Genomic DNA, 23,526 nt, shown 5'->3' with positions numbered 1-23,526 from the left:
GGGTCAGGCGTCGGCCCGTTCGCGCCACTGGGTCAGGGCGATGCCGTGGCCGTCCGGGTCCCGGAAGGCCGCCGCCCACACCTCCAGCTTGCTGCCCCGGTTCACCACCCGCGGGGCGTACGTGAAGCGGACACCGGAGTCACGCAGCCGCCCGTACGCCGCTTCGATGTCGTCGACCTCGAGGTTGACGTGCACGAGCCGCCGGCTGATCGGGGCCGCCCCGGTCACCTCGCGCAGCACCAGCCGGGTCGCGCCGAAGGCGAGCACCGCGTTGCCGGTGCCCTGGTCGACCTCGGTGAAGCCGAGCATGTCGCGGTAGAAGCCGAGCGACCGGGCCAGGTCGGTGACCAGCAGGGTCAGGCCGACGCCACTGATCGGGCCGGCCGGGTCCGCCGCGGACGCCCCGTCGTACCCGAAGATCGCCTCGTCCAGGGTCTCGGCGGTGACCGTCTCGCGGACCGCTCCCACCGGGGTCGGATCGTCGAGCGGCAGGTCCAGCGGGTCCAGCGGATCCACCACGACCGGGCCGGTCCGCTGCGTCGGCGGGGCCTCGGTCGTCCGGTCCGCGCCGGGCGCGGACCGGGCCTGCGCCGGCGTGTCCGGGCGGTCGTCGTCGGACTCGGTGGGGCGGTCGTCACCCGGGCCGGCCGGGTCGGCGTCGGGCTGCTCGAAGTGCTCCTCGGCCGGAGGTCGGGGTGCGGGAGTGGCCCGTCGGGGCAGGCCCGCGCCGGGCTGCTGCTCGACGACGACGCCTTCGAGGACCACCGGACCGCCCGGGGACTGGCTCACCACCACCGGCTCGCGCTCGTCGGGGAGGCCGGACCGGTCCTCGCGCAGGGGATCGCCGCCGCGTGGGTCACGGAACGGATCACCGCCGCGCGGATCGCGGAACGGATCGGGGCCGAGCGGGTCGCCGCCGCGCGCGTCCCGGAAGTCGTCGTCGGGCGCGCGGTCCGCCCACGGCGGGGCGTCCTGCTGGATCAGCACGTCGTCCACGGCGTCGACGTCGCCGAACTCGGGCGGGAGGTCCGCCACGGCCGCGGCGGTCTCGGCGTGGGTGGGCACCTCGTCCCAGAGGACCTTGACGTGCCGCTGGTCGTCGAGCGCGACCCGGATGGGCAGGGTCTGCCCCAGCGACGGCCACTTGGACACCGGCACCCGCGGCTCGATGATCTTCTTGGAGCGCGGTGGCAGGCCGGGCGCGTCGATGACCAGTTGCAGCTCACACCGGCCGAACGCGTACTGGGTGGGTGGTTCGGAGGCGCTGTGCACGTGCGCCACGCCGACCACCCAGGTGCGTCCGCCGCCCTTCACGGTGGCCAGCGCGATCGCCAGCACCAGCAGGGCGACGCCGAGCGCGACGATGGCCCAGCTGGTCATGCCCAGCCCGAAGAGGACGACGAAGGTGGCCACGGTGCCGAGCACCGTGCCGATCAGCTTGCGTACCGGCGCGATGGGCCGGTTCCCGCCATTCGCCACAGTGGACCTCCCGGGGGTCAGGGCCAGGCTAGGCCGGATCGGCCACCGGAGGAAAGACCGGCCGCCGCGCCGGCGCCGGGACCGGGTCGCTAGGCTGACCGTACCGAGCCCAAGCGTTCTGCGCGTACAGGAGGAACCCAGCGTGTCCAGCAACAGCCCGGAAGAGCGCAGCCTCGTGCTGATCAAGCCCGACGCGGTCCGCCGCGGCCTGGTCGGCGAGGTCCTCTCCCGCTTCGAGCGCAAGGGGCTGCGGATCGACGCGATGGTGCACCGGACGATGGACGCCGAGCTCGCGGACGCGCACTACGCCGAGCACGTCGACAAGGCGTTCTACCCGCCGCTGAAGGACTTCATGACCGGCGGCCCGCTGGTCGCCCTGGTCCTCTCCGGCGACCAGGTCATCGACGTGGTGCGTGGGCTGGTCGGCGCGACCGACGGCCGTAAGGCCGCCGCCGGCACGATCCGGGGCGACCTGTCGCTCTCCAACCGGGAGAACCTAGTGCACGCCTCCGACTCGCCGGACAGCGCCAAGCGCGAGATCGCGCTCTGGTTCCCCGAGCTGGGCTGACGCCGCGTCGTTCAGTCGGCCGGCGGTAGCTTTTCCGGGTTGCCCACCACGTAGACCTCGGTGATCCGGCCGGCTGCCGCGGCCACGGTCAGCGTGTACCGGCCACCGTCGGAGCCGCGCACGAGCAGCAGGGCGGGTTCGCCGTTCAGCTCCAGCCGATGCGCCGTCCACGCCCGGCGCGGGCCGTAGATCCCGGCGTAGTACCGGGCGACCCGGTCCGCGCCCCGCACCGGGTTGCGTGCCGAGCGGACCCGACCACCACCGTCGTTCCACGCCGTGACGTCCGCGGCCATCAGGTGGGTGAGCGTCGCCAGGTCCCCGTTCCGGGCGGCGGCGAGGAACGCCTCCAGCAGCCGCTCGCGTTCGGGACGGCTGGCGGTGAAGCGGCGGTCCTCCTGGTGTACCCGGGTCGTCGCCCGGTGGTACAGCTGACGGCAGTCCTGCGGGGTCCGGTCCAGGATCTCCGCGATCTCGGTGTACGGCAGGTCGAACGCGGTGCGCAGGACGTACACGGCGCGCTCCGGCGGGGTGAGCCGTTCCAGCACGTGCAGCAGCGCGGTGGAGAGCGAGTCACGCAACTCCGCGCGGTCCAGCGGGCCGAACGGCGAGGGCTCGGTCGGCACCGGCTCGGGCAGCCACGGCCCGACGTACGTCTCGCGGGCCGCCTGCCGGGCCCGCAGCCGGTCCAGCGCGAGCCGGGTCACCACGCGGGACAGGTAACGGCGGGGCTCGGCCACCGTCGAGCGGTCCACGCCCAACCAGCGCAGGTACGTCTCCTGGAGCACGTCCTCGGCGTCGTGTCGACTGCCGAGCAGCCGGTAGGCGAGCCCGAGCAGCATCGGCCGGTGCGCCTGGAGCGCACCGGCCGCCTCTGCCGCCGTGGTCGTCACGCCTGGGCCGGAGGCTCCATGCGCGTCGTCACCGCGATGCGATTCCACACGTTGATTGTGGCGATCGCGAGGATCAGGTCGGCCAGTTCCTTCTCCGACCAGACCTTCGCGGCGGCGTCCCACACGTCGTCCGGCACGCCGTGCTCGCCGAGGCGGGTCACCGCGTCGGTGAGCGCCAGCGCCGCCCGCTCCCGCTCGTCGAAGAACGGGGCCTCGCGCCAGGCGGCCACGGCGAACAGCCGCCGGTCCGACTCGCCGTTGGCCAGTGCCTCGCGGCTGTGCATGTCCACGCAGAACGCGCACCCGTTCGACATCGACGCGCGGACCTTGACCAGCTCCAACACGGTGGGATCGACGTTCGCCCGGACGTACTTCTCCAGGCCCGACACGGCCTGGTATCCCTGCGGCGCCACCTCGAAGAGCTTCATCCGTTGCACGGCAACCTCCCTGATCGGTTCGACACCGCTACGACGGTCCGGTCGGTCGCGCTGTGACAACCGGGGCTATGAGCCCGGTCACGTCATCGCGCGGGGACGCTGTCCGGGAGCACCTCGCGGGGGCGGGGGATCCGCACGACGCCGTCGCCGTCGGACGGGCCGTCCTGGTCGCGTGGCGTGGGCCGGGACACCCGGGCGGCCAGCTCGCGGCCCACCCTGATCATCGGTAGCTCGACCCAGCGGTAGAGCACGTCCGCGAGGACCAACGCCACCACCACGGCGGCCACGAAGATGCCGGTGCTGTGCCGACCCAGCGTGGGCAGCAGGCCGACCGCCGCGTGCGCGGCGATGGACTGGACCAGATACATCGAGTACGACCGTTCGCCCACGAACACCAGCGGCGGCAGTCCCAGCACGCGGGCCAGGACGCTGCGCGACAGCAGCGCCGGCAGGAGCAGCGCGGTCGCCGCCGCGTAGCTGCCGATCAGCGCCTCCTGGCCGAAGCGGGCCGGCCAGTACCGCACGGCCACCTGCACCGCGGCGAAGGCCACGATCACCACGCTGGCGGTGACCGGGTGGGTCAGCGGCCGGAGCAGGGCGAAGCCGCGCGGGTGGTGCATCAGCACGGCGATCAGGCAGCCGAGCAGGATCGCCACGTAGTGGATCGGCCAGCTCAGCCAGGCGATCTGCGGTGGGATCAGCGCGACGAGGAGCACGAGGAGCCCGAGGGTGACGGCGAGCCGCCGACGGAAGACGCCGGTCACCAGCACGAAGGCGATCGCCGGCCAGAGCAGGTAGAACTTCTGCTCGATACCGATCGTCCAGGAGTGCAGGTAGGGGGCGTTCGCCGGCAGGAAGTCGTTGAGCAGCAGCAGGTAGTAGCGCAGCGAGCGTTCGACCGCGTCGGCGGTGCCGCTGAGCCGGGCCAGGACCCAGGTCAGGAACAGCACGAGCAGGTACATCGGCATGATCCGGAAGAACCGCCGCAGGTAGAAGGCGCGCAGCGAGACCCGGCCGTAGCGGTGTTCCTCCCGCAACAGCAGCGTCGTGATCAGGAAGCCGGAGAGCACGAAGAAGAGGTGTACGCCGATCCAGCCGGTCAACCAGGCCCAGGACGGGCCGCCGAAGTGGAAGGCGAAGACCATCACGGCCGCCACGGCCCGCAGGCCGTCCAACGCGGGGAACCGACGCATGGCCTGGAACTCGTCATGGTTGAGCGGACGCACCGGCGAAGTCTGCTCGAGCCCGTCACCGGGGTCAAGCCGCGCAGGCCGCCCGCTCGCGCCCGTCGGACAACAGGCGTTCGGTCGGCTGTCACCCGGACCGCCGGCCGCGGTCATCTGCGCCCGGTAGACCCACGGGGTCAACCCATGACCGGGAGGAAGCATGACCGAGCTTGATCGACGTACCCTGCTGCGGGCCGGCCTGGTGGCCGGAGCCGGAGTCGCCGGCGGCGCGCTGCTGGGCGGCGCCGGCGCGAACGCCGCCCCGGCCTGGCGCCCGGCGGGACGCCCGGTGCTCACCCACGGGGTGCAGAGCGGCGACGTGACCGCGGACTCGGCGCTGGTCTGGACGCGGGCCGACCGCCCGGGTCGGATGTTGGTCGAGGTGAGCCGCCGCCCCGACTTCCGGGGCGCGCGGCAGTTGCGTGGCCCGGTGCTCGGGCCGAACGCGGACTTCACCGGCAAGGTCCGGCTGCGGGGTCTGCCGGACGCCGAGCGGCTGCACTACCGGGTGCGGGTGGAGAGCCTGGACCGCCACGGAGTGGTCAGCGAGCCACGAACCGGGTCGTTCACCACCGCGCCGGACCGGCACCGCCGCCGGGACGTGCGGTTCGTCTGGACCGGGGACATCGTCGGGCAGGGCTGGGGGATCGACCCCGCCTTCGGCGGGCTGTCGATCTTCCGGGCGATGCGCGCGGTCCGTCCGGACTTCTACCTGTGCAGCGGCGACACGGTGTACGCCGACGGTCCGCTCGTCGAGTCGGTGACCCTGCCCGACGGGCGGATCTGGCGCAACCTGGTCACCCCCGAGAAGAGCAAGGTCGCCGAGACGCTGACCGAGTACCGGGGGCAGTTCGCCTACAACCTGCTCGACGAGCACCTGCGGGAGTTCGCGGCGGCGGTGCCGCAGATCAACCAGTGGGACGACCACGAGGTGCTCAACAACTGGTACCCGGGGGAGATCCTGGACGACCCGCGCTACACCGAGCGGCGGGTCGACGTGCTCGCGGCGCGGGCCAGCCAGGCGTTCCACGAGTGGCTGCCGGTGCCGGACGACGGGCCGCTGTACCGGCGGATCCCGTACGGGCCGCTGCTGGACGTCTTCGTGCTCGACATGCGGACCCACAAGGACCCCAACGACGGCAACACGTACGCCGACCCGAGGCGCGGGCTGCTCGGCCGCGAGCAACGGGAGTGGCTGATCCGGGAGCTGAAGCGCTCCACCGCGACCTGGAAGGTGATCGCCAACGACCTGCCGATCGGCGTCGTGGTGCCGGACGGCCCGGGCGCGCAGGAGGGCGTGGCGCAAGGTGACCCGGGCGCGCCGGCCGGGCGTGAGCTGGAGTTCGCCGAGGTGCTGCGGGCCACCCACCGGGCCGGGGTGACCGGCATGGTCTTCCTCACCGCCGACGTGCACTACTCCGCCGCCCACCACTACGACCCGTCCCGGGCGGCGGTCGGTGACTTCACGCCGTTCTGGGAGTTCGTCTCCGGCCCGGCGCACGCCGGCGCGTTCGGCCCGAACGCCCTCGACGGCACGTTCGGACCGCAGGCGGTCTTCGTGCACGCCCCGCCGAGGGCGAACACCGGGCCGGCCGAGGGCTTCCAACACTTCGGCGACGTCCAGATCGACGGCGAGTCCGGTGCCCTGACGGTGAACCTCCGCGACCGCGACGGCGCCTCCCTCTGGACCACCACCCTCCCAACCCCCTGACCCCGGCCCTGGCCCCGGGGACGTCGCTCTGGTGATCAAGAGGTTCGCGTCAGGATTCGGCGCGGATCTGACGCAAACCTCTTGATCACCGGGGGCGGGTGGGGGCGGCGGCGGGTTTACTCGGCGGCGGAGTCGGGGGCGGGTCTTGTATCGTTGGGGGTCGTAAGGCGATGACCCGGCCATCACCGGTGAGCCTCCGGAAGAACAGCCGGGTGACCGGCCCAGTAGAACCGGACGGGTCCGGCCCGTCACAGCCGGCCAATGAGCGGGCGGTCGATCCTGACCGCCAAGCGGGGTGGTACCGCGGGCCACCCGGGGAGCGTCGTCGGCGTACCCCGGACGGTTCGTCCTCGCAGACCCACGTTGCGTGAGCTGCTGAGGAGAGCGACAGGCGATGGCCTATCCGTTGCACGACCCGACCGCCGCCGGTGTCCCGGCGAGCCCGGACCTGCCCGCGGTCGAGCGCCGGGTGCTGGAGCACTGGACGGCCGACAAGACCTTCGAGGCGTCGGTCGAGGCCCGTCCCGCCGGGACCGACGGCAAGAACGAGTACGTCTTCTACGACGGCCCGCCGTTCGCCAACGGCCTGCCGCACTACGGCCACCTGTTCACCGGGTACGTCAAGGACGTGGTGCCGCGCTACCAGACCATGCGCGGCCGGCACGTCGAGCGGCGCTTCGGCTGGGACTGCCACGGCCTGCCCGCCGAGGTGGTGGCCGAGAAGCAGCTCGGCATCACCAGCAAGGCCGAGATCATCGACCTGGGCGTGGCACGGTTCAACGAGGCCTGCCGCACCTCGGTGCTGGAGTTCACCCAGGACTGGGAGCGGTACATCAACCGGCAGGCTCGCTGGGTCGACTTCACCAACGACTACAAGACGCTCGACCTGGACTACATGGAAAGCGTCATGTGGGCCTTCAAGACCCTGCACGACAAGGGTCTGATCTACGAGGGTTTCCGGGTGCTGGCCTACTGCTGGCGCTGTGAGACCCCGCTGTCGAACACCGAGACCCGGATGGACGACGTCTACCGGGACCGCCACGACCCCACTCTGACCGTTTGGTTCGGGCTGACCGCCGACGAGTCCGCGCCGGAACTGCTGCGCGGGCCGGTCAAGCTGGGCGTCTGGACCACCACGCCGTGGACCCTGCCGTCGAACCTGGCGCTCGCCGTCGGCCCGGACATCGAGTACGCGGTGCTCGACCGCGACGGGGAGCGGTACGTCGTCGGCGCGGCGCGCCTCGGCGCGTACTCCAAGGAGCTGGACGGGTTCGAGCAGGTCGGCACGGTGTACGGCCGGGACCTGGTCGGACGCCGCTACACGCCGCTGTTCGACTTCCTGGTCGAGCAGGCCGGCGAGAACGCGTACCAGGTGCTCGGCGCGGAGTTCGTCACCACCGAGGACGGCACCGGGATCGTGCACCTGGCCCCGGCGTTCGGCGAGGACGACCAGAACGTCTGCAACGCCGCCGGCATCCCCACCATCGTGACCGTGGACGACCACACCCGGTTCACCGCGCTGGTTCCGCCGTACCAGGGTGAGCAGGTCTTCGACGTCAACAAGCCGGTGATCCGGGAGCTGAAGGAGCGGGGGGTGGTGCTCCGGCAGGACACCTACACCCACTCGTACCCGCACTGCTGGCGCTGCGACACCCCGCTGGTCTACAAGGCGGTGTCGTCGTGGTTCGTCGCGGTGACCCAGTTCCGGGACCGGATGGTCGAGCTGAACCAGGAGATCAACTGGACGCCCGGGCACATCAAGGACGGCTCGTTCGGCAAGTGGCTGGCCAACGCCCGGGACTGGTCGATCAGCCGGAACCGGTTCTGGGGCTCGCCGATCCCGGTGTGGAAGTCCGACGACCCGAACTACCCGCGCCTGGACGTCTACGGCTCGCTCGCCGACATCGAGCGGGACTTCGGCGTACGCCTGAGCGACCTGCACCGGCCGGCGGTGGACGACCTGGTCCGCCCCAACCCGGACGACCCGACCGGCACGTCGATGATGCGCCGGGTGCCGGAGGTGCTGGACTGCTGGTTCGAGTCCGGGTCGATGCCGTTCGCCCAGGTGCACTACCCGTTCGAGAACGCGGACTGGTTCGAGCACCACTACCCGGGTGACTTCATCGTCGAGTACATCGGGCAGACCCGTGGCTGGTTCTACACGATGCACGTGCTGGCCACCGCGCTGTTCGACCGGCCGGCGTTCCGCAACTGCCTGAGTCACGGCATCCTGCTCGGCTCGGACGGGCGCAAGATGTCCAAGAGCCTGCGCAACTACCCGGACGTCTACCACGTCTTCGACTCGTACGGGTCGGACGCGATGCGCTGGATGCTGATGTCCTCGCCGGTGCTGCGCGGCGGTGACATGGCGGTCACCGAGACGCTGATCCGGGACGCCGTGCGGCAGGTGCTGCTGCCGCTCTGGAACGTCTGGTACTTCTTCTCGCTCTACGCCAACGCCGACGGGTACACCGCCCGGCGGCGCACGGACTCGACGCACCTGCTCGACAGGTACATCCTGGCGAAGACCAACGAGCTGGTGTCGACGGTCGGCGCGCAGATGGACGCGTACGACATCTCGGGGGCGTGCGCCACCGTCCGGTCCTACCTGGACGCGCTGACCAACTGGTACGTGCGTCGGTCCCGGGACCGGTTCTGGTCGGGTGACGCCAACGCCTTCGACACGCTGTCGACCGTGCTGGAGACGCTCTGCCGGGTGGTGGCGCCGCTCGCGCCGTTGACCGCGGAGGAGATCTGGCGTGGCCTGACGGGCGAGCGGTCGGTGCACCTGACCGACTGGCCGTCCGCCGAGGAGTTCCCGGCCGACCACGACCTGGTGGCGGCCATGGACAACGTTCGGGCGGTGGCCTCGGCGGCGCTGTCGCTGCGCAAGGCCAAGGGGCTGCGGGTACGGCTGCCGCTGTCGACGTTGACCGTGGCGTCCCCGGCGGCGGATCAGCTGCGTCCGTTCGCCGACCTGATCGCCGACGAGGTCAACGTGAAGGCGGTGGAGTTCAGCGCCGAACTGGCTGCGTACTGCGAGCAGGTGTTGACCGTGGTGCCCCGGGCGCTCGGCCCGCGCGTCGGCAAGCAGGTCCAGCAGGTGATCAAGGCGGTCAAGGCGGGCGACTGGGAGCTTGTCGACGGCGCACCGGTGGCCGCCGGCATCACCCTGGCCGAGGGCGAGTACGAGCTTCGTCTCGTGGCCGCCGACGCCGAGCACTCCGCGCCGCTGCCCGGCGGCGAGGGCGTGGTGGTGCTCGACACCGAGGTCACCCCGGAGTTGGCCGCCGAGGGCCTGGCCCGCGACGTGGTGCGGGTGGTGCAGCAGGCCCGCCGCGACGCCGACCTGGACGTCTCGGACCGGATCGTGGTGTCGGTGTCGGCGTCCGAGGAGGTGCGCGCCGCGGTGGCCGCGTACCGGGAGTTCGTGTCGGGTGAGGTGCTGGCCGACTCGGTCGACTTCGCCGAGGGCCTCGACGGTTTCGCCGGTGAGGTGGGCGAGGGCGAGCGGGTGACGGTCACCGTCCGTCGGTCGTAGAACACGGACACGGATGCCTCCACACCTCCGTCTGCGGGGTGTGGAGGCGTCCGCTACGGTGACACCGCCTGCTCGCACCTCATCTGCCGGAGGACCAGTGCCCCTGCTCTACACCATCGGCAAGCTCACCGTGGCGCCCGCGCTGCGGTTGGCGTTCCGCCCGACCGTGGAGGGTCTGGAACACGTGCCGGAGACCGGCGGCGCCATCTTCGCCGGCAACCACCTCTCGGTGGCGGACGAGCTGTTCCTCGGCACGGTGGTGCCGAGGCACCTGGCGTTCTGGGCCAAGTCGGAGTACTTCACCGGCACCGGCGCGAAGGGCGCGTTCTCGAAGTTCGTCCTCACCGGTCTGGGTGCGATCCCGGTCGAGCGGGCCGGTGGGCGTGCCGCGCTGTCCGCGTTCGACGCCGCCATCCCGGCGTTGCGCGGCGGTGACCTGGTGGTGGTCTACCCGGAGGGCACCCGCTCCCCGGACGGCAAGCTCTACCGGGGTCGGACCGGAGCGGCCCGGCTGGCGATCGCCGCCGGTGTGCCGATCATTCCGGTGGGCACCATCGGCACGGACAAGGCGCAGCCCATCGGGGCTCGGGTGCCCCGCCCCGGCACCGCCAAGATCACTGTGAAGTTCGGTAAGCCGCTGGACTTCACCGGCCGCCCGGACGATCGCACCTCGCTGCGGCAGATGACCGACGAGGTGATGAGCGAGATCCAGAAGCTCACCGGCCAGGAGTACGTCCCGCGCTACGCCCCGAAGCGCGCCGACACCGACCCGGCCGCCGAGATCTGACCCGCGTTCCCTGCCTCGGGCGCCAACCGGACCCCGCACGCCCCGCGGGGAGGCGCTCGCTCCAGTGAGCCTGATGCCTGTCAGTCATAAATATGACTCACAGGCATCAGGCTCACTGGCCCGAGCCGTCCGCGTGACCTCACGCAGCGTCACGGATGCGGCTCAGCCCTGCTTCGGTTGGACGATCTGCGTACGCAGGGTGTCCAGCAAGGTCGCGCTGTCGGCGACGGAGAGCCGGGTGAACACGCCGGTGGCGATGCTGCCGTGGTCCACTGAGGTGCACACCACCACCTCGCCCTCGGCGGGCCGGCCGACCGCACAGCGCTCGTAGCGACCCCGTACGCCGGTCCGCACCGTTTCGGACGCCTCCAGCGCGTAGCGCTCACCGAGCCGCGTGATCTCCTCGTCCGCGTCCGCCTCGGGGGTCAGCCGGAAGCCGGTGCCGCCGAAGACCGTCACCTGTTTGCCGTCCGCCGTCCGGTAGACACCGGCGAAGGTGTCCTCGGCGAGCAGGTGCTCCTGACGTACCTCCCGCTCCAACTGCTTGGCCGTCTCGGCGCTGCCGTCGTCCTGCCGCAGGCTGAGGTCGGCGACCTGCTCGGGCAGCGCGGCGCTGGCCGGGTACTGGGACGAGATCGGCAGACCGTAGTAGGCGGGGCAGCCGCAGCAGCAGGCCAGGGTGAACAGCAGCAGCCACGGCCAGCGCCGCCGCCGGCGACGTGGTCGAGGGGGCGGGTACCCCTTGGGGGCCTCCCGGCCCGGCGGTGGCGTGGCCGGACCCCGCCCCCGGCGCTGTTTCGGCACCGGAGCCGGCGGCGCCGGCCGGACCGGCGCGGCGGGTCGGCCGGCGATCGGTGGTGGCGGTGGGGCGGATCGGGCGTGCGGCGGCGGGTAGGCCACCGGCGGCTGGTGGGCCGGCGGTGAGACGGGGTGCGTCCCGATCGGCGGCGGCGAGACGGGGTGCGTGCCGACCGGCGGCGCGGACCACTGCCGGGTGGCCGGCGGGACCGGATAGTCGAGCGTCGGCGGCAGCGGCGGCAGCTCGGCGGACGGCAGGTCCCAGCCGCCGGTGTCCACCCCGGCCCACGGGTCGACCGGGGTGCGGTGCTCGGGCGGCTGCTCCGGCAGCGGTGGCGGCGGGGTCGGCTCGGCCGATTCCCCCCAGGCGCGCCGACGCGGTAGCGGCGGCGGTACCGGCGCGGACCCGCTCCACCGGGGCGCGGGCTCGGGCGGTGCGGGTGCGGGCGTGGGTGGCGCGGCGGGGGAGTCGGGGCGGTCACCCACGCGCTCGCGGGCCGTCGGGTCGGGTCCGGCGGCCGGCCCGGGCTCGGCCACCGGCTCCTTGACCGTCGGCTCCGGCCCTGCTGCCGCCTCGGACGCCGTCGGCTCCGGCTCCGCTTTCGGCTCGGACGCCGTCGGCTCCGGCTCCGCTTTCGGCTCGGACGCCGTCGGCTCCGGCTCCGCTTTCGGCTCTGGCGTCGTCGGGTCCTGCGTGGCCGCGGGCTCGGGCGTCGTCGGGTCCGCCGGGGCCGTCGCGGTCCGGTCGGCCGCGGGTTCCGGCTGGTCGGGGGCGGCAGGCTGGTCCGGGGGTACGGGTGGGGAGGTCGACTCGTCGGCGACCGCCGGCGCGTCGTCCGGCTCCGGGCCAGGGGTGCGCCCGTCGGCCGGCCGTGCTCCCGGCTGGGGCTCCGGCATCGCGGCAATCTCCTCTCGCGCCGGTCCGAGGTTAGTACCGCGCCGCCACCACCGCCGCCCGGGCACCGGAGCGCGGAGCCGAGGGTGGCCGGTCGGCCGGCATCGTGGCGTGCGCGCGGTCCCCTCCGGGCGGGCGCGTACCCTTGGGCATCATGAGTGCCCCGTCCACGACACCTCGCGCAACCGCGACCAATTCGGTGTGGCCCCGGCTCGAGCCGTTGCTCCCACAGATCTCCAAGCCGATCCAGTACGTCGGCGGTGAGCTGGGCGCGGTCGTCAAGGACTGGGACGCGGCGACGGTGCGCTGGGCGCTGATGTACCCCGACGCGTACGAGGTGGGCCTGCCCAACCAGGGCGTGCAGATCCTCTACGAGGTGCTCAACGAGCTGCCGGACACCCTCGCCGAGCGGACGTACGCGGTCTGGCCGGACCTGGAGAGCCTGATGCGCACCCACGGCGTGCCGCAGTTCACGGTCGACGCGCACCGGCCGGTGCGCGAGTTCGACGTGTTCGGCATCTCCTTCTCCACCGAGCTGGGCTACACGAACATGCTCACGGCGATCGACCTGGCCGGCATTCCGTTGCTGGCGGCCGACCGCACCGACGCCGACCCGGTGATCGTGGCCGGTGGGCACGCCGCCTTCAACCCGGAGCCGATCGCCGACTTCATCGACGCCGCGGTGCTCGGCGACGGCGAGGAGGCCGTCCTGGAGATCACCGCGATCGTCCGGGAGTGGAAGGCCGAGGGCTCCCCGGGTGGCCGGGACGAGCTGCTGCTGCGGCTGGCGCGTACCGAGAGCGTCTACGTGCCGCGCTTCTACGACGTCGACTACCTCCCGGACGGCCGGATCCAGCGGGTCGTGCCGAACCGGGCGGACGTGCCGTTCCGGGTGCACAAGCGCACGACGATGGACCTGGACGCGTGGCCGTACCCGAAGAAGCCTCTCGTGCCGCTCGCCGAGACGGTGCACGAGCGGTACGCCGTGGAGATCTTCCGGGGCTGCACCCGGGGCTGCCGCTTCTGCCAGGCCGGCATGATCACCCGCCCGGTGCGGGAGCGGTCGATCACCACCGTGGGGCAGATGGTGCGGGAGGGCCTGGAGTTCTCCGGCTTCTCCGAGGTGGGCCTGTTGTCGCTCTCCTCCGCCGACCACTCCGAGATCGGCGACATGTGCTCGGGCCTCGCCCAGCAGTACGAGGGCACCAACGTCTCGCTGTCGCTGCCGTCGACCCGGGTGGACGCCTTCAACATCGACCTCGCGCAGGAGCTGTCCCGCAACGGGCGGCGTACCGGTCTGACCTTCGCCCCGGAGGGCGGGTCGGAGCGGATCCGCAAGGTCATCAACAAGATGGTGTCGAAGGAAGACCTGATCCGCACGGTCGTCACCGCGTACAGCAACGGGTGGCGGCAGGTGAAGCTCTACTTCATGTGTGGCCTGCCCACCGAGACCGACGACGACGTCCTCGAGATCGCGGAGATGGCCCACGAGGTGATCCGGGCCGGTCGGGCCGCGACGGGCTCCAAGGACATCCGCTGCACGGTCTCCATCGGCGGGTTCGTGCCGAAGCCGCACACCCCGTTCCAGTGGGCCTCGATGGAGCGTCCCGAGGTCATCGACCACCGGCTCAAGCTGCTCAAGCAGGCCATCAACGCGGACCGTTCGCTGGGTCGGGCGATCGGCTTCCGCTACCACGACGGCGAGCCGTCGCTGATCGAGGGCCTGCTCTCCCGGGGTGACCGCCGGGTCGGCGCGGTGATCCGCCGGGTCTGGGAGAACGGTGGCCGGTTCGACGGGTGGAGCGAGCACTTCTCGTACCAGCGCTGGGTGGACGCGGCGGCCGAGACGCTGCCCACCTTCGGGGTGGACCTCGACTGGTACACCACCCGTCAGCGCGACGAGCTGGAGGTCCTGCCCTGGGACCATCTGGACTCGGGCCTGGACAAGGACTGGCTCTGGCAGGACTGGCAGGATTCGCTGAGCGAGTTCGAGCAGGACGACTGTCGCTGGACCCCGTGCTTCGACTGCGGCGTCTGCCCGTCGATGGACACCGAGATCCAGATCGGCCCGACCGGCAAGAAACTCCTGCCCCTGACGCCGATCACCCCCCTGAGAACCCCCGCCTCCTGACCCGATTCCGTTCAGGTGCGGTGCTGAGTTTCGAGGAGCGAGACGATCAGTAAGAGAAACCAGCCGGAAGGTGGGCAGGCGCCGGTCGTCCAGCGCGCCCGCATCCGGTACGCCAAGCGCGGGCCGCTGCGGTTCACCTCGCACCGGGACTTCGCCCGAGCCTTCGAGCGCGCGCTGCGCCGTGCCGCCGTACCCATCGCCTTCTCCCAGGGCTTCACCCCGCACCCGAAGATCTCCTACGCCAGCGCCGCGCCCACCGGGGTGGCGAGCGAGGCGGAGTACCTGGAGATCGGCCTCCAGGCGCCGGTCGACCCGGAGGCGCTGCGCGTCGCGCTCGACGCCGCGCTCTCGCCCGGGCTGGACGTGCTGGAGGTGGTGATCGCCGAGGGGGGCAGCCTGGCCGACCGCATCGAGGCGTCGCACTGGCGGATCGAGTTGCCCGAGGTCGAGACGGCGACGCTGCGCGCCGCCGTGGACGCCTTCACCGCCGCCGACGAGGTGATGGTCGAGCGGATGACCAAGCAGGGACGACGGACCTTCGACGCCCGAGCGGCCGTCATGTCGATCGATGTCCTCTCCCCGACGCTGACGCCTTCCGGGGTGCCGGCCGTACCGTGTGCGATACTCGAACTGGTCGTGCGGCAGGTCACCCCGTCCGTGCGGCCCGATGACGTCCTTTCCGGCCTCCGCGTGGTGGCCGACCTGGAGCCGCCGGTCTCGCCGAGGGTGACCCGGCTGGCTCAGGGCACGCTGACCGCGCAGGGTGCGATCGTGGATCCGTTGGATGCGGACCGCGACGGGGCAGCCATCGTTGGGCACTGACCGACGGTCAGCGCTCTTGCAGGCAGACTTCGGCGGTCGCGCACCACGCGCGCCCGGCGGAAACACTTTTGCGGCGACCCTGCGTGGCAGCGCTCACCCGCGCCCGGGGCAGCCAGAACTGGAGAACGTCCATGCTCGAGAACGAGCCCGAGGGCGGCGAACGGACCGGTTCACAGCCGGCCGGCGACACCGCTGAGCAGAGCAGCACCACCGACAGCGCCACCGGCGCGGAGCAGACCGCCGGAGCGGAGCAGACCGCCGGAGCGGAGCAGGCCGCGGCCGAGAGCGGCGAGCCGGCCGCCAAGCCGCGCCGGGCGCGGACCACGCGGCGTCGGGCCGCCCCGCTCAACCAGCCGGAGCAGGCCGAGGCGCCCGTCGAGGCGTCCACCGGCGGGGTCGGCGCCGTCGAGTCGCCGCAGGCGGAGGTCTTCGCGCCGATCTCCGGTGATCTGGACGTCCCCCCGAAGGCCCCCCGCCGCCGCCGCAAGGCCGCCCCGGTCGAGACGACCGCCGAGGAGCCGCTGGTCGCGGCCAGCGCGGAGCTGGCGTCCCCCGAGGTCGTTCCGCCGGTCAAGGTGACCCGCACCCGGCGTAAGAAGGCGACGCCCGCCGTCACCGAGCCCGAGCCCGCCGCTGTCGTCGAGCCGGAGCCGGCCGTCGAGGAGCCGGCCGGCGTCACCGAGCCCGAGCCCGAGGCGGCCGTCCCGGCCGACGAGAACCCGGCGGAGTCCGACCTGCGGGAGGCCGAAGCCGAGCTGGACGAGGAGCAGACCCCGCCGGGCGCGGCCGAGCAGGCGTTCGGCGACGTGGCGCCCGGTGTCGCGGTGGCCAATGTGACGGACGAGCCGATCGAGCCCGCTGAGGCCATCGAGGCGGAGCCGCCGAAGACCCGTCGCCGACGCGCCGCGCTCTCCGCGCCCACCGTGTTGTTCATGGCGCCCCAGCCGGACGCCGTGCCGGTGAGCCGCCCGGCGGAGCCCGAGCCGGTCGCCGAGGAGCCGGCCGTCGAGGCCGAGCCGTCCCGTCGGCGTCGGCGCGGCCGCCGCGACGCGGAGCCGGTGGAGCCGGTCGAGTCCGTCGAGGCGGAGGAGGAGCCCACCGAGGAGCCCGACGAGACCACCGAGGTGGACGAGGACGACGAGGACAGCGCCGCCGCGCGCCGTCGCCGTCGCCGTGGTCGCCGTGGTCGGGGCCGGGGCAAGGGTGGCGCCGACGAGGCCGAGGACGAGGAGTCCGACGAGGCGGCGCAGGCCGAGGAGGAGACCGCCGAGGCCGAGGCCGAGGGCGACGAGGATGAGGAGTCCGAGGGCGGGGACGGGATGACCCGCCGTCGCCGCCGTCGCCGTCGCCGGGGCGCGGGTGACACCGAGGGGGCCGCCGACGACGGCGTGCCGACCGTGGTCAAGATCCGCGAACCCCGCCGTACGGTCGACGAGGTCCAGGGCGTGTCCGGCTCGACCCGGCTGGAGGCCAAGCGCCAGCGCCGCCGGGACGGCCGGGAGCAGCGGCGTACCCGCCCGCCGATCCTCAGCGAGTCGGAGTTCCTGGCCCGGCGCGAGTCGGTGGACCGGGTGATGGCGGTCCGGCAGCGCGGTGACCGTACCCAGATCGCCGTCCTGGAGGACGGTGTGCTGGTCGAGCACTACGTCACCCGCAACTCCTCCGGCACCATGGCCGGCAACGTCTACCTGGGCAAGGTCCAGAACGTGCTGCCCAGCATGGAGGCGGCGTTCGTCGACGTCGGCCGGGGCCGCAACGCGGTGCTCTACGCCGGTGAGGTCAACTGGGACAGCTCCGGGCTGGAGGGGCGGGCCCGCTCGATCGAGCAGGCGCTGCGCTCCGGCGACTCGGTGCTGGTCCAGGTCACCAAGGACCCGATCGGGCACAAGGGCGCGCGGCTGACCAGCCACATCGCGCTCTCCGGCCGGCACCTGGTCTACGTGCCCAACGGCAACGCGTCCGGGATCAGCCGCAAGCTGCCGGACACCGAGCGCAAGCGGCTGCGGGACGTGCTCAAGAAGCTGGTCCCGGACGGCGCCGGCGTGATCGTCCGGACGGCCGCCGAGGGCGCCAGCGAGGACGAGCTGGCCCGCGACGTCAAGCGGTTGCAGGCGCAGTGGGAGGACATCCAGGCCAAGGCCGCCGAGGGTGGCGCCCCGGTGCTGCTCTACGAGGAGCCCGACCTGGTCATCCGGGTGGTCCGGGACCTGTTCAACGAGGACTTCCGCGAGCTGGTCATCGAGGGCGAGCAGTCGTACGGCATGGTCGAGTCGTACCTGTCGCACGTCTCCCCGGACCTGGTCGACCGGGTCCGCCGGCACGTCGGCACGAACGACGTGTTCGCCGAGTACCGGATCGACGAGCAGATCATCAAGGGGCTGGATCGCAAGGTCTTCCTGCCGTCCGGCGGCTCGCTGGTGATCGACAAGACCGAGGCCATGACGGTCGTCGACGTGAACACCGGCAAGTACACCGGTTCCGGCGGCAACCTGGAGGAGACGGTCACCCGCAACAACCTGGAGGCGGCCGAGGAGATCGTCCGCCAGCTCCGGCTGCGGGACATCGGCGGCATCGTGGTGATCGACTTCATCGACATGGTGCTCGAGTCGAACCGGGAGCTGGTGCTGCGCCGGCTCACCGAGTGCCTGGGTCGGGACCGCACCAAGCACCAGGTCACCGAGATCACCTCGCTCGGCCTGGTGCAGATGACCCGCAAGCGGATCGGCGCGGGCCTGCTGGAGGCGTTCAGCGAGACCTGCGAGTGCTGCAAGGGTCGGGGCGTCATCATCCACACCGAGCCGGTGCCGGAGAAGCCGCGCAACGGCGGGGCCGCGGAGAAGGTCAAGGCCGTCGCGTCGTCGGCGCCGGCCGCCCCGGCCGCGGAGAACGGCACGCCGTCCGCCCGCCGCCGGGCGCGCAAGAGCGCCCCGGCCGAGCGCGCCGTGGTCGAGGTCGTCGACACCGACAACCACGCCGAACCGGACGCCGACTACCAGGACACCATGGGGTACGACCTGTCCCGGTACGAGACGGAGACGGAGGCCGCCCCGGCGGTGTCCGACAGCCAGCGGGGCGAGTCGGCCCGGCTGGCCGCTGCGGACGACCCGGACGCGCTCGCCGACGCCGACGGCGACGAGGAGGCCGCCGAGGGTGGCAGCGGACGTCGTCGTTCCCGCCGGGGTGGCGCCCGCCGGCGGACCCGTCCCTGACGGCTGACCGGCCCGGTGTTTGACGAGGTCCCTTCTTCGGCAATGTGCTGCCGGGAGGGACCTCGTCGCTCGGGTCACCCCGACGCGGGAACGGTCGGCCCCGGTCAGGAGAAGAAGATGCGTCGCCTGCTCGCTCGTACCGTGCTGGTGGTCGTACTCGTGGCCGGAGCGGGCTGTTCCGACGGCCGCTCGGGTGGCGCGGACCCGGCCGGGTCCGCGCCGTCGACCGGTACCCCGGTCGATCGGGTGGCGGGCGGTGACGTCCAGGTCTGCGCCGAGGCGCGGCGGGCCGGGGCCACCGCGGTCCGGGAGTACGTCGAGGAGCTGGGCCGGATGGTCGCGGCGGCGGGCGCGGGTGACACCGCGACGGCCGACGCGGCCCGGGCCCGGGCGCAGGCGGCGCTGGCCGGCTGGCAGGCCGCGCTGCGGGAGCAGCGGGCACGGGCCGCCGACGCGCAGCTCAGGATGCTGCTCAGTGACCTCGGCACGGAGGTCGCCGCGCTCGGCGGAGACGTCGAGTCGATCGACGAGACCGAGCTGGACCGGCTCCAGCAGCGCCTCGATCAGCTCTGCGCGCAGTGAGCCGGGCGGGCCGGTTTGGGGTCCACGGCGGCGATGCCGTACTCTTGCCTACGGCCCACCTTTGGTGTGCCGAGTTCCCGCGTGCCCGCGCCGCCGTGCACTGCTACCCGGCGAGCCGCCGCGGGGACGACCAGTCAGCAGCCTCAACGACAGGGAGTCCGCCTCCGATGTACGCGATCGTCAAGACCGGCGGCAAGCAGTACAAGGTCGCCGAGGGCGACGTGATCGAGGTCGAGAAGCTCACCGGTGCCCCCGGTGACGCGGTGAAGCTCACCGCGGTGCTCCTCGTCGACGGTGACGACCTGGTGACCGACGCGGCGAAGCTTGCCGAGGTCGCGGTGTCCGGCGAGATCGCCGCGCACACCAAGGGCCCGAAGATCCGGATCCACAAGTTCAAGAACAAGACCGGCTACCACAAGCGCCAGGGTCACCGCCAGCCGTTGACCCAGGTCAAGGTGACCGGCATCTCCAGCGGGAAGTAGGTCGTCCTCCAATGGCTCACAAAAAGGGTGCGTCCAGCTCGCGTAACGGTCGCGATTCCGCGGCCCAGCGACTCGGCGTGAAGCGCTTCGGTGGTCAGGTCGTCAGCGCCGGTGAGATCCTCATCCGGCAGCGTGGCACCAAGTTCCACCCCGGTGACCTGGTCGGCCGTGGCGGCGACGACACGCTGTTCGCCCTGGCCGCCGGCTCGGTCCTGTTCGGCACCAAGCGCGGTCGCAAGACCGTCAGCATCGTTCCGCAGCAGTAGCTCTCTCGCTGGGCGGGCCGCGGACCTCCGGGTCCCGGCCCGCTTCGCTTTTTCGTAGTGCGGGGTCGACCCTCGCTGGAAGGATTGACGCCGTGGCGACGTTCGTTGACCGGGTCGTCCTGCATCTGCAGGCCGGCGATGGTGGGCACGGTTGTGTCTCGATCCACCGCGAGAAGTTCAAGCCCTTCGGCGGGCCGGACGGCGGCAACGGCGGTCACGGCGGCAGCGTGTCGCTGGTGGTCGACCCGCAGGTGACCACGCTGCTCGACTTCCACTTCCACCCGCACGTCAAGGCCGACAACGGCAAGGGCGGCGCCGGGTCGAACCGGGACGGGGCCAACGGCCACAACCTGGTGCTCAAGGTGCCCAACGGCACGGTCGTGCAGACCACCGACGGCACCGTGCTGGCCGACATGGTCGGTGCCGGCACCACCTTCGAGGTGGCCCGGGGCGGGCGTGGCGGGCGCGGCAACGCGTCGCTGGCCAACGCCCGGCGCAAGGCGCCCGGCTTCGCCGAGCTGGGGGAGCCCGGTGACCAGCTCGACATCGTGCTGGAGCTGAAGAGCGTCGCCGACGTGGGCCTGGTGGGTTTCCCGTCGGCCGGCAAGTCGTCGCTGATCTCGGTGATCTCCGCCGCGAAGCCGAAGATCGCCGACTACCCGTTCACCACCCTCGTGCCCAACCTCGGCGTGGTCCGGCTGGACAACCACACCTTCACCGTCGCCGACGTGCCGGGCCTGATCCCCGGCGCGGCCACCGGCAAGGGTCTGGGCCTGGAGTTCCTGCGGCACATCGAGCGCTGCGCGGTCCTGGTGCACGTGATCGACTCGGCGACCCTGGAGCCGGGCCGCGACCCGGTCGCCGACATCGACGCGATCGAGGCCGAGCTGAGCCAGTACGGCGGGCTGGCCGACCGCCCCCGACTGGTGGCCGTGAACAAGGTCGACGTGCCGGACGGGCGGGACCTCGCCGAGATCGTCCGTCCCGACCTCGAGGAGCGCGGCTACCGGGTGTTCGAGGTCTCGGCGGCCACCCGCGAGGGCCTCAAGGAGCTGACGTACGCGATGGCCGAGCTGGTCGAGGCCGAGCGTAAGGCCGCCCCGCCGGCCGAGCCGACCCGGATCGTGATCCGGCCGACTGCCGTGGACGACGCCGGCTTCACCATCACGGCCGAGGCCGACGGGTCGTTCACCGTGCGCGGCGTGCGCCCGGAGCGGTGGGTCAAGCAGACCAACTTCGACAACGACGAGGCGGTCGGCTACCTCGCCGACCGGCTGGCCCGACTCGGCGTGGAGGACAAGCTCGCCAAGGCCGGCGCCGAGCCCGGTGACCTGGTCCGGATCGGTGAGCGCGAGTTCGACTGGCAGCCGACGCTGTACGCGGGTGTCGAGTTCGTGCCCGGCAACCGGGGCACCGACGTACGCCTGGAGGAGAAGTCGAGCCGGGCGTCGGCGGCGGAGCGGCTCGCCGCCCGCAAGGCCCGCCGGGTGCGCCCGGAGGACGAGATGGGCGCGGACGAGATGGGCGCGGACGTGGGCGACGACGACATCGAGGATGACGCCGAGTAGCCGATTGCGCTCCGTGATCGGGTTGACTGCCGGAAACCTCCGCGAAATCCACCCCGCCTAGCGTCGGGTGATGCTGATCGAGTCGCGGCCCGCCATCGATCCCGAGATCGCCGCCCTGGTCGTCGCCCAGCAGCGTGAGCTGCGCGAGGCGGACGGGGGGTTGGACGGGCAGGTCACCGTCACCCACGACGACATCCGCTACCTGGCAGTGGTGGTGCGCGGTCGGGCGGTCGCCTGCGGCGGACTCCAGTCGCTGGACGCCGTCACCGGTGAGATCAAGCGGATGTACGTCCGGCCGGCGTACCGGGGCAGGGGCATCGCCCGGCAACTGCTCGCCGCCCTGGAGGAGTGCGCGTTCCGGCAGGGGCACACGGTGGTCTGCCTGGAGACCGGCACGTACCTGCCGGCGGCCATCGGGCTGTACACGTCGTGCGGCTACGAACCGATCCCGGTGTACGGCGAGTACGTCGGCAATCCGTACAGCGTCTGTTTCGCCAAGCGGCTCCCGGTCGCGGCCTGACGGGCCACCGGCCGACCGGTCGGCCGCACTGCCGCCGTCAAACGTGTGAAGCAGCAGCTCAGGGCCGGTCGACAGGGGTGTCGAGGCGACCGCCGGTCCCGGCCTCGTTCGACAGCAGCAGGCCGAGCGCCAGCATGCCGAAGCCGAGCGCGAGGTGCAGCCAGTTGTCGGCGTCGTTGACCGGCAGGATGTTCGCGCCGCCGCTCTCGTCGACCGCCTCGATCGCCAGCCCGTACAGCCAGAGGGCGAGGTAGATCGCGCCGCCGCCGGCCAGGAAGACCCGCGCGCCCGCGACGCTGCGGGCCAGCGCCAGGCCCACCAGCCCGAACAGCAGGTGTACGGCGTTGTGCAGGATCGAGACCTGGAACACGCCGAGCAGTTTGGCCTCGGAGTGGTGCCCGGCGAAGCTCAGCTCGCCGTAGTCGGTCGTGATGCCGGGGATGAAGCCCAGGACGCCGATCAGCAGGAAGACCCCGGCCACGACCAGCGCGGCGACCTGCACCCGGGGTCGGGGCGCGGCGGGTCGGCGACCTCGCGCGTCTCGTGCCATCGGTGCCCCTTTCGTGGATCTGCCCGGTCCCGCGAACGTCGCTGTCCGCAGCGGCGACGTGACGCAGCCCGACGATCCTCCATTTTGAAGTCCGTCCCGGCGCTCCCGCAGAGAAATGCACGAACAGGTATGGAAGGCAGAACGCCGGGTAGGTGAGTTGTCAGCGGCCACGGCGACGCGGCCGCATCCCCCCAGCACAACCGCGAAGACACTTCCGAGCGGAAGGCAAATCATGACTTACGATCTGTCCCCCACGACCGCCACGTACGGCCAGGAGTCCAGCAACGGCGGCGGTGTCCGCGAGCAGGCCCGGCACGTCGGGTCCGAGGCGGCGCACGCCGGTGGCGCGGTCGCCCAGACCACCAAGGAGCAGGGCACCGAGGTCGGTCGCGAGGCCGTCCGGCAGGCCCGCAACCTCTACGGCGAGGCCCGCAGCCAGCTCGCCAGCCAGACCGGTGAGCAGCAGCGCCGCGCGGCCGGCGGGCTGCGGTCGATCGCCGACGAGATGCGTTCGATGGCCGAGCAGGGTGGCCAGGCCGGCCCGGTGAGCGAGCTGGCCCGCCAGGCCGCCGACCGGGTGCACGGCGTGGCCGGCTGGCTGGAGGAGCGCGAGCCCGGCGACCTGATCAACGAGGTACGCGACTACGCGCGGCGTAACCCGGGCACCTTCCTGGTCGGCGCGGCGGTCCTCGGTGTGCTGGCCGGTCGACTGACCCGGGGCATCTCCGCCGCCGGCGACGACTCCGGCAACGGTTCCGCTGGTTACCGTGGCGCGGGCGCGTACGACCCGGAGCGCACCGCCGTGATCCCGACGCCGCCGCCGGCGCCCCGTACCGCCGCGGACGCCACCCCGGCCGGTGGCTACCTCGACCCGACCCCGGGCACCTACGCCGAGCCGACCCCGGGCACCTACCGGGAGCCGGCCTCCGGCGGTTACGCCGAGCCGACGCCGGGTGGCTACACCGAGCCGGCCGGCACCGGTCAGCCGTTGCCGCCGGTGACCCAGACGGACCCGCTGCCGGGCGTGCCGTCCAGCCCCCGCCCGTGAGCCACCGAGTCATCCG

The 23,526-nt window shown here is 72.4% G+C and carries 19 protein-coding genes; 13 read left to right on the top strand and 6 right to left on the bottom strand.

Features of this window, described 5'->3' with window-relative positions; genetic code table 11:
- Nucleotides 1–3: 3 nt before the first annotated feature.
- On the bottom strand, nt 4–1,479 hold the full coding sequence (locus ACN263_RS23440; protein WP_422736489.1) for a VOC family protein: 1,476 nt from the start codon (nt 1,477–1,479) through the stop codon (nt 4–6).
- 142 nt (nt 1,480–1,621) lie between these two features.
- Between ACN263_RS23440 and ndk the strand changes: the two genes are divergently transcribed.
- Complete coding sequence (gene ndk / locus ACN263_RS23435) at nt 1,622–2,047, top strand: nucleoside-diphosphate kinase (protein ID WP_422736488.1); 426 nt, start codon at nt 1,622–1,624, stop codon at nt 2,045–2,047.
- Between the two features lie 11 nt (nt 2,048–2,058).
- On the opposite strand, the gene sigJ is transcribed toward ndk, so the two are convergent.
- The 3 genes from sigJ to ACN263_RS23420 form a co-directional block, all read right to left on the bottom strand.
- Nucleotides 2,059–2,937, bottom strand: coding sequence for an RNA polymerase sigma factor SigJ (sigJ, locus tag ACN263_RS23430; protein ID WP_422736487.1), 879 nt, complete (start codon nt 2,935–2,937; stop codon nt 2,059–2,061).
- Nucleotides 2,934–3,365, bottom strand: coding sequence for a carboxymuconolactone decarboxylase family protein (locus ACN263_RS23425; protein ID WP_422740793.1), 432 nt, complete (start codon nt 3,363–3,365; stop codon nt 2,934–2,936). Before ACN263_RS23425 ends, sigJ begins: the two co-directional genes overlap by 4 nt.
- Nucleotides 3,366–3,457: 92 nt before the next feature.
- Entirely contained in the window at nt 3,458–4,600 is a 1,143-nt protein-coding gene (locus ACN263_RS23420) for an acyltransferase family protein (RefSeq protein WP_422736486.1), read from the bottom strand.
- A gap of 160 nt (nt 4,601–4,760) precedes the next feature.
- On the opposite strand from ACN263_RS23420, the gene ACN263_RS23415 reads away from it, so the two are divergent.
- The 3 genes from ACN263_RS23415 (at nt 4,761) to ACN263_RS23405 (ending at nt 10,639) form a co-directional block, all read left to right on the top strand.
- Entirely contained in the window at nt 4,761–6,311 is a 1,551-nt protein-coding gene (locus ACN263_RS23415; protein WP_422736485.1) for an alkaline phosphatase D family protein, read from the top strand.
- A 394-nt stretch (nt 6,312–6,705) separates the two neighbouring features.
- Nucleotides 6,706–9,852: an isoleucine--tRNA ligase gene (gene ileS / locus ACN263_RS23410; RefSeq protein WP_422736484.1), complete on the top strand. Its 3,147-nt coding sequence runs from the start codon at nt 6,706–6,708 to the stop codon at nt 9,850–9,852.
- 97 nt (nt 9,853–9,949) lie between these two features.
- Nucleotides 9,950–10,639, top strand: coding sequence for a lysophospholipid acyltransferase family protein (locus ACN263_RS23405; protein WP_422736483.1), 690 nt, complete (start codon nt 9,950–9,952; stop codon nt 10,637–10,639).
- Nucleotides 10,640–10,801: 162 nt separating this feature from the next.
- Here the strand turns inward: ACN263_RS23405 and ACN263_RS23400 are convergent, their stop codons facing one another.
- Nucleotides 10,802–12,334, bottom strand: coding sequence for a hypothetical protein (locus ACN263_RS23400; RefSeq protein ID WP_422736482.1), 1,533 nt, complete (start codon nt 12,332–12,334; stop codon nt 10,802–10,804).
- Between the two features lie 152 nt (nt 12,335–12,486).
- Here ACN263_RS23400 and ACN263_RS23395 point away from each other — a divergent pair, with 152 nt between their 5' ends.
- From ACN263_RS23395 to ACN263_RS23360, 8 genes are all read left to right on the top strand, one after another.
- The gene (locus ACN263_RS23395; protein ID WP_422736481.1) at nt 12,487–14,463 is read left to right on the top strand and encodes a TIGR03960 family B12-binding radical SAM protein; all 1,977 of its coding nucleotides are present in this window, start codon (nt 12,487–12,489) and stop codon (nt 14,461–14,463) included.
- Between the two features lie 102 nt (nt 14,464–14,565).
- Nucleotides 14,566–15,285 carry a TIGR03936 family radical SAM-associated protein gene (locus ACN263_RS23390; RefSeq protein WP_422740792.1) on the top strand — a complete coding sequence of 240 codons (720 nt, stop codon included), beginning with the start codon at nt 14,566–14,568 and terminating at the stop codon, nt 15,283–15,285.
- A 131-nt stretch (nt 15,286–15,416) separates the two neighbouring features.
- Entirely contained in the window at nt 15,417–18,494 is a 3,078-nt protein-coding gene (locus tag ACN263_RS23385) for an Rne/Rng family ribonuclease (RefSeq protein WP_422736480.1), read from the top strand.
- A 117-nt stretch (nt 18,495–18,611) separates the two neighbouring features.
- Nucleotides 18,612–19,076 carry a hypothetical protein gene (locus tag ACN263_RS23380; RefSeq protein ID WP_422736479.1) on the top strand — a complete coding sequence of 155 codons (465 nt, stop codon included), beginning with the start codon at nt 18,612–18,614 and terminating at the stop codon, nt 19,074–19,076.
- A gap of 167 nt (nt 19,077–19,243) precedes the next feature.
- On the top strand, nt 19,244–19,558 hold the full coding sequence (rplU, locus tag ACN263_RS23375; RefSeq protein WP_007464063.1) for a 50S ribosomal protein L21: 315 nt from the start codon (nt 19,244–19,246) through the stop codon (nt 19,556–19,558).
- An 11-nt stretch (nt 19,559–19,569) separates the two neighbouring features.
- Nucleotides 19,570–19,824, top strand: a complete 255-nt coding sequence (gene rpmA, locus ACN263_RS23370) for a 50S ribosomal protein L27 (protein ID WP_043966727.1) — start codon at nt 19,570–19,572, stop codon at nt 19,822–19,824.
- 92 nt (nt 19,825–19,916) lie between these two features.
- Nucleotides 19,917–21,392 (top strand): GTPase ObgE, encoded by a 1,476-nt coding sequence (gene obgE / locus ACN263_RS23365; protein WP_422736478.1) that lies wholly within the window; start codon nt 19,917–19,919, stop codon nt 21,390–21,392.
- Nucleotides 21,393–21,462: 70 nt separating this feature from the next.
- Nucleotides 21,463–21,912 (top strand): GNAT family N-acetyltransferase, encoded by a 450-nt coding sequence (locus ACN263_RS23360; protein ID WP_422736477.1) that lies wholly within the window; start codon nt 21,463–21,465, stop codon nt 21,910–21,912.
- Nucleotides 21,913–21,970: 58 nt separating this feature from the next.
- On the opposite strand, the gene ACN263_RS23355 is transcribed toward ACN263_RS23360, so the two are convergent.
- Nucleotides 21,971–22,462, bottom strand: a complete 492-nt coding sequence (locus ACN263_RS23355) for a DUF4383 domain-containing protein (RefSeq protein ID WP_422736476.1) — start codon at nt 22,460–22,462, stop codon at nt 21,971–21,973.
- A 232-nt stretch (nt 22,463–22,694) separates the two neighbouring features.
- Here ACN263_RS23355 and ACN263_RS23350 point away from each other — a divergent pair, with 232 nt between their 5' ends.
- A complete protein-coding gene (locus tag ACN263_RS23350) occupies nt 22,695–23,510 on the top strand; it encodes a hypothetical protein (RefSeq protein WP_422736475.1) in 816 nt (271 codons plus the stop codon).
- Nucleotides 23,511–23,526: the final 16 nt, after the last annotated feature.

It is taken from the genome of Micromonospora sp. WMMD729, from assembly GCF_049315225.1.
In the GTDB taxonomy this organism is placed as follows: domain Bacteria; phylum Actinomycetota; class Actinomycetes; order Mycobacteriales; family Micromonosporaceae; genus Micromonospora.
Note: the sequence above shows the minus strand (reverse complement) of the source record. Positions and strands in the feature narration are given on the sequence as shown.

Bases quoted from the DNA above. Each gene is read 5' to 3' on its own strand.
- ACN263_RS23425 (WP_422740793.1), bottom strand. From the start codon at position 3,365: ATGAAGCTCTTCGAGGTGGCGCCGCAGGGATACCAGGCCGTGTCGGGC.
- ACN263_RS23415 (WP_422736485.1), top strand. From the start codon at position 4,761: ATGACCGAGCTTGATCGACGTACCCTGCTGCGGGCCGGCCTGGTGGCC.
- ileS (WP_422736484.1), top strand. From the start codon at position 6,706: ATGGCCTATCCGTTGCACGACCCGACCGCCGCCGGTGTCCCGGCGAGC.
- ACN263_RS23400 (WP_422736482.1), bottom strand. From the start codon at position 12,334: ATGCCGGAGCCCCAGCCGGGAGCACGGCCGGCCGACGGGCGCACCCCT.
- ACN263_RS23395 (WP_422736481.1), top strand. From the start codon at position 12,487: ATGAGTGCCCCGTCCACGACACCTCGCGCAACCGCGACCAATTCGGTG.
- ACN263_RS23385 (WP_422736480.1), top strand. From the start codon at position 15,417: ATGCTCGAGAACGAGCCCGAGGGCGGCGAACGGACCGGTTCACAGCCG.
- ACN263_RS23380 (WP_422736479.1), top strand. From the start codon at position 18,612: ATGCGTCGCCTGCTCGCTCGTACCGTGCTGGTGGTCGTACTCGTGGCC.
- rplU (WP_007464063.1), top strand. From the start codon at position 19,244: ATGTACGCGATCGTCAAGACCGGCGGCAAGCAGTACAAGGTCGCCGAG.
- rpmA (WP_043966727.1), top strand. From the start codon at position 19,570: ATGGCTCACAAAAAGGGTGCGTCCAGCTCGCGTAACGGTCGCGATTCC.
- ACN263_RS23360 (WP_422736477.1), top strand. From the start codon at position 21,463: ATGCTGATCGAGTCGCGGCCCGCCATCGATCCCGAGATCGCCGCCCTG.
- ACN263_RS23355 (WP_422736476.1), bottom strand. From the start codon at position 22,462: ATGGCACGAGACGCGCGAGGTCGCCGACCCGCCGCGCCCCGACCCCGG.
- ACN263_RS23350 (WP_422736475.1), top strand. From the start codon at position 22,695: ATGACTTACGATCTGTCCCCCACGACCGCCACGTACGGCCAGGAGTCC.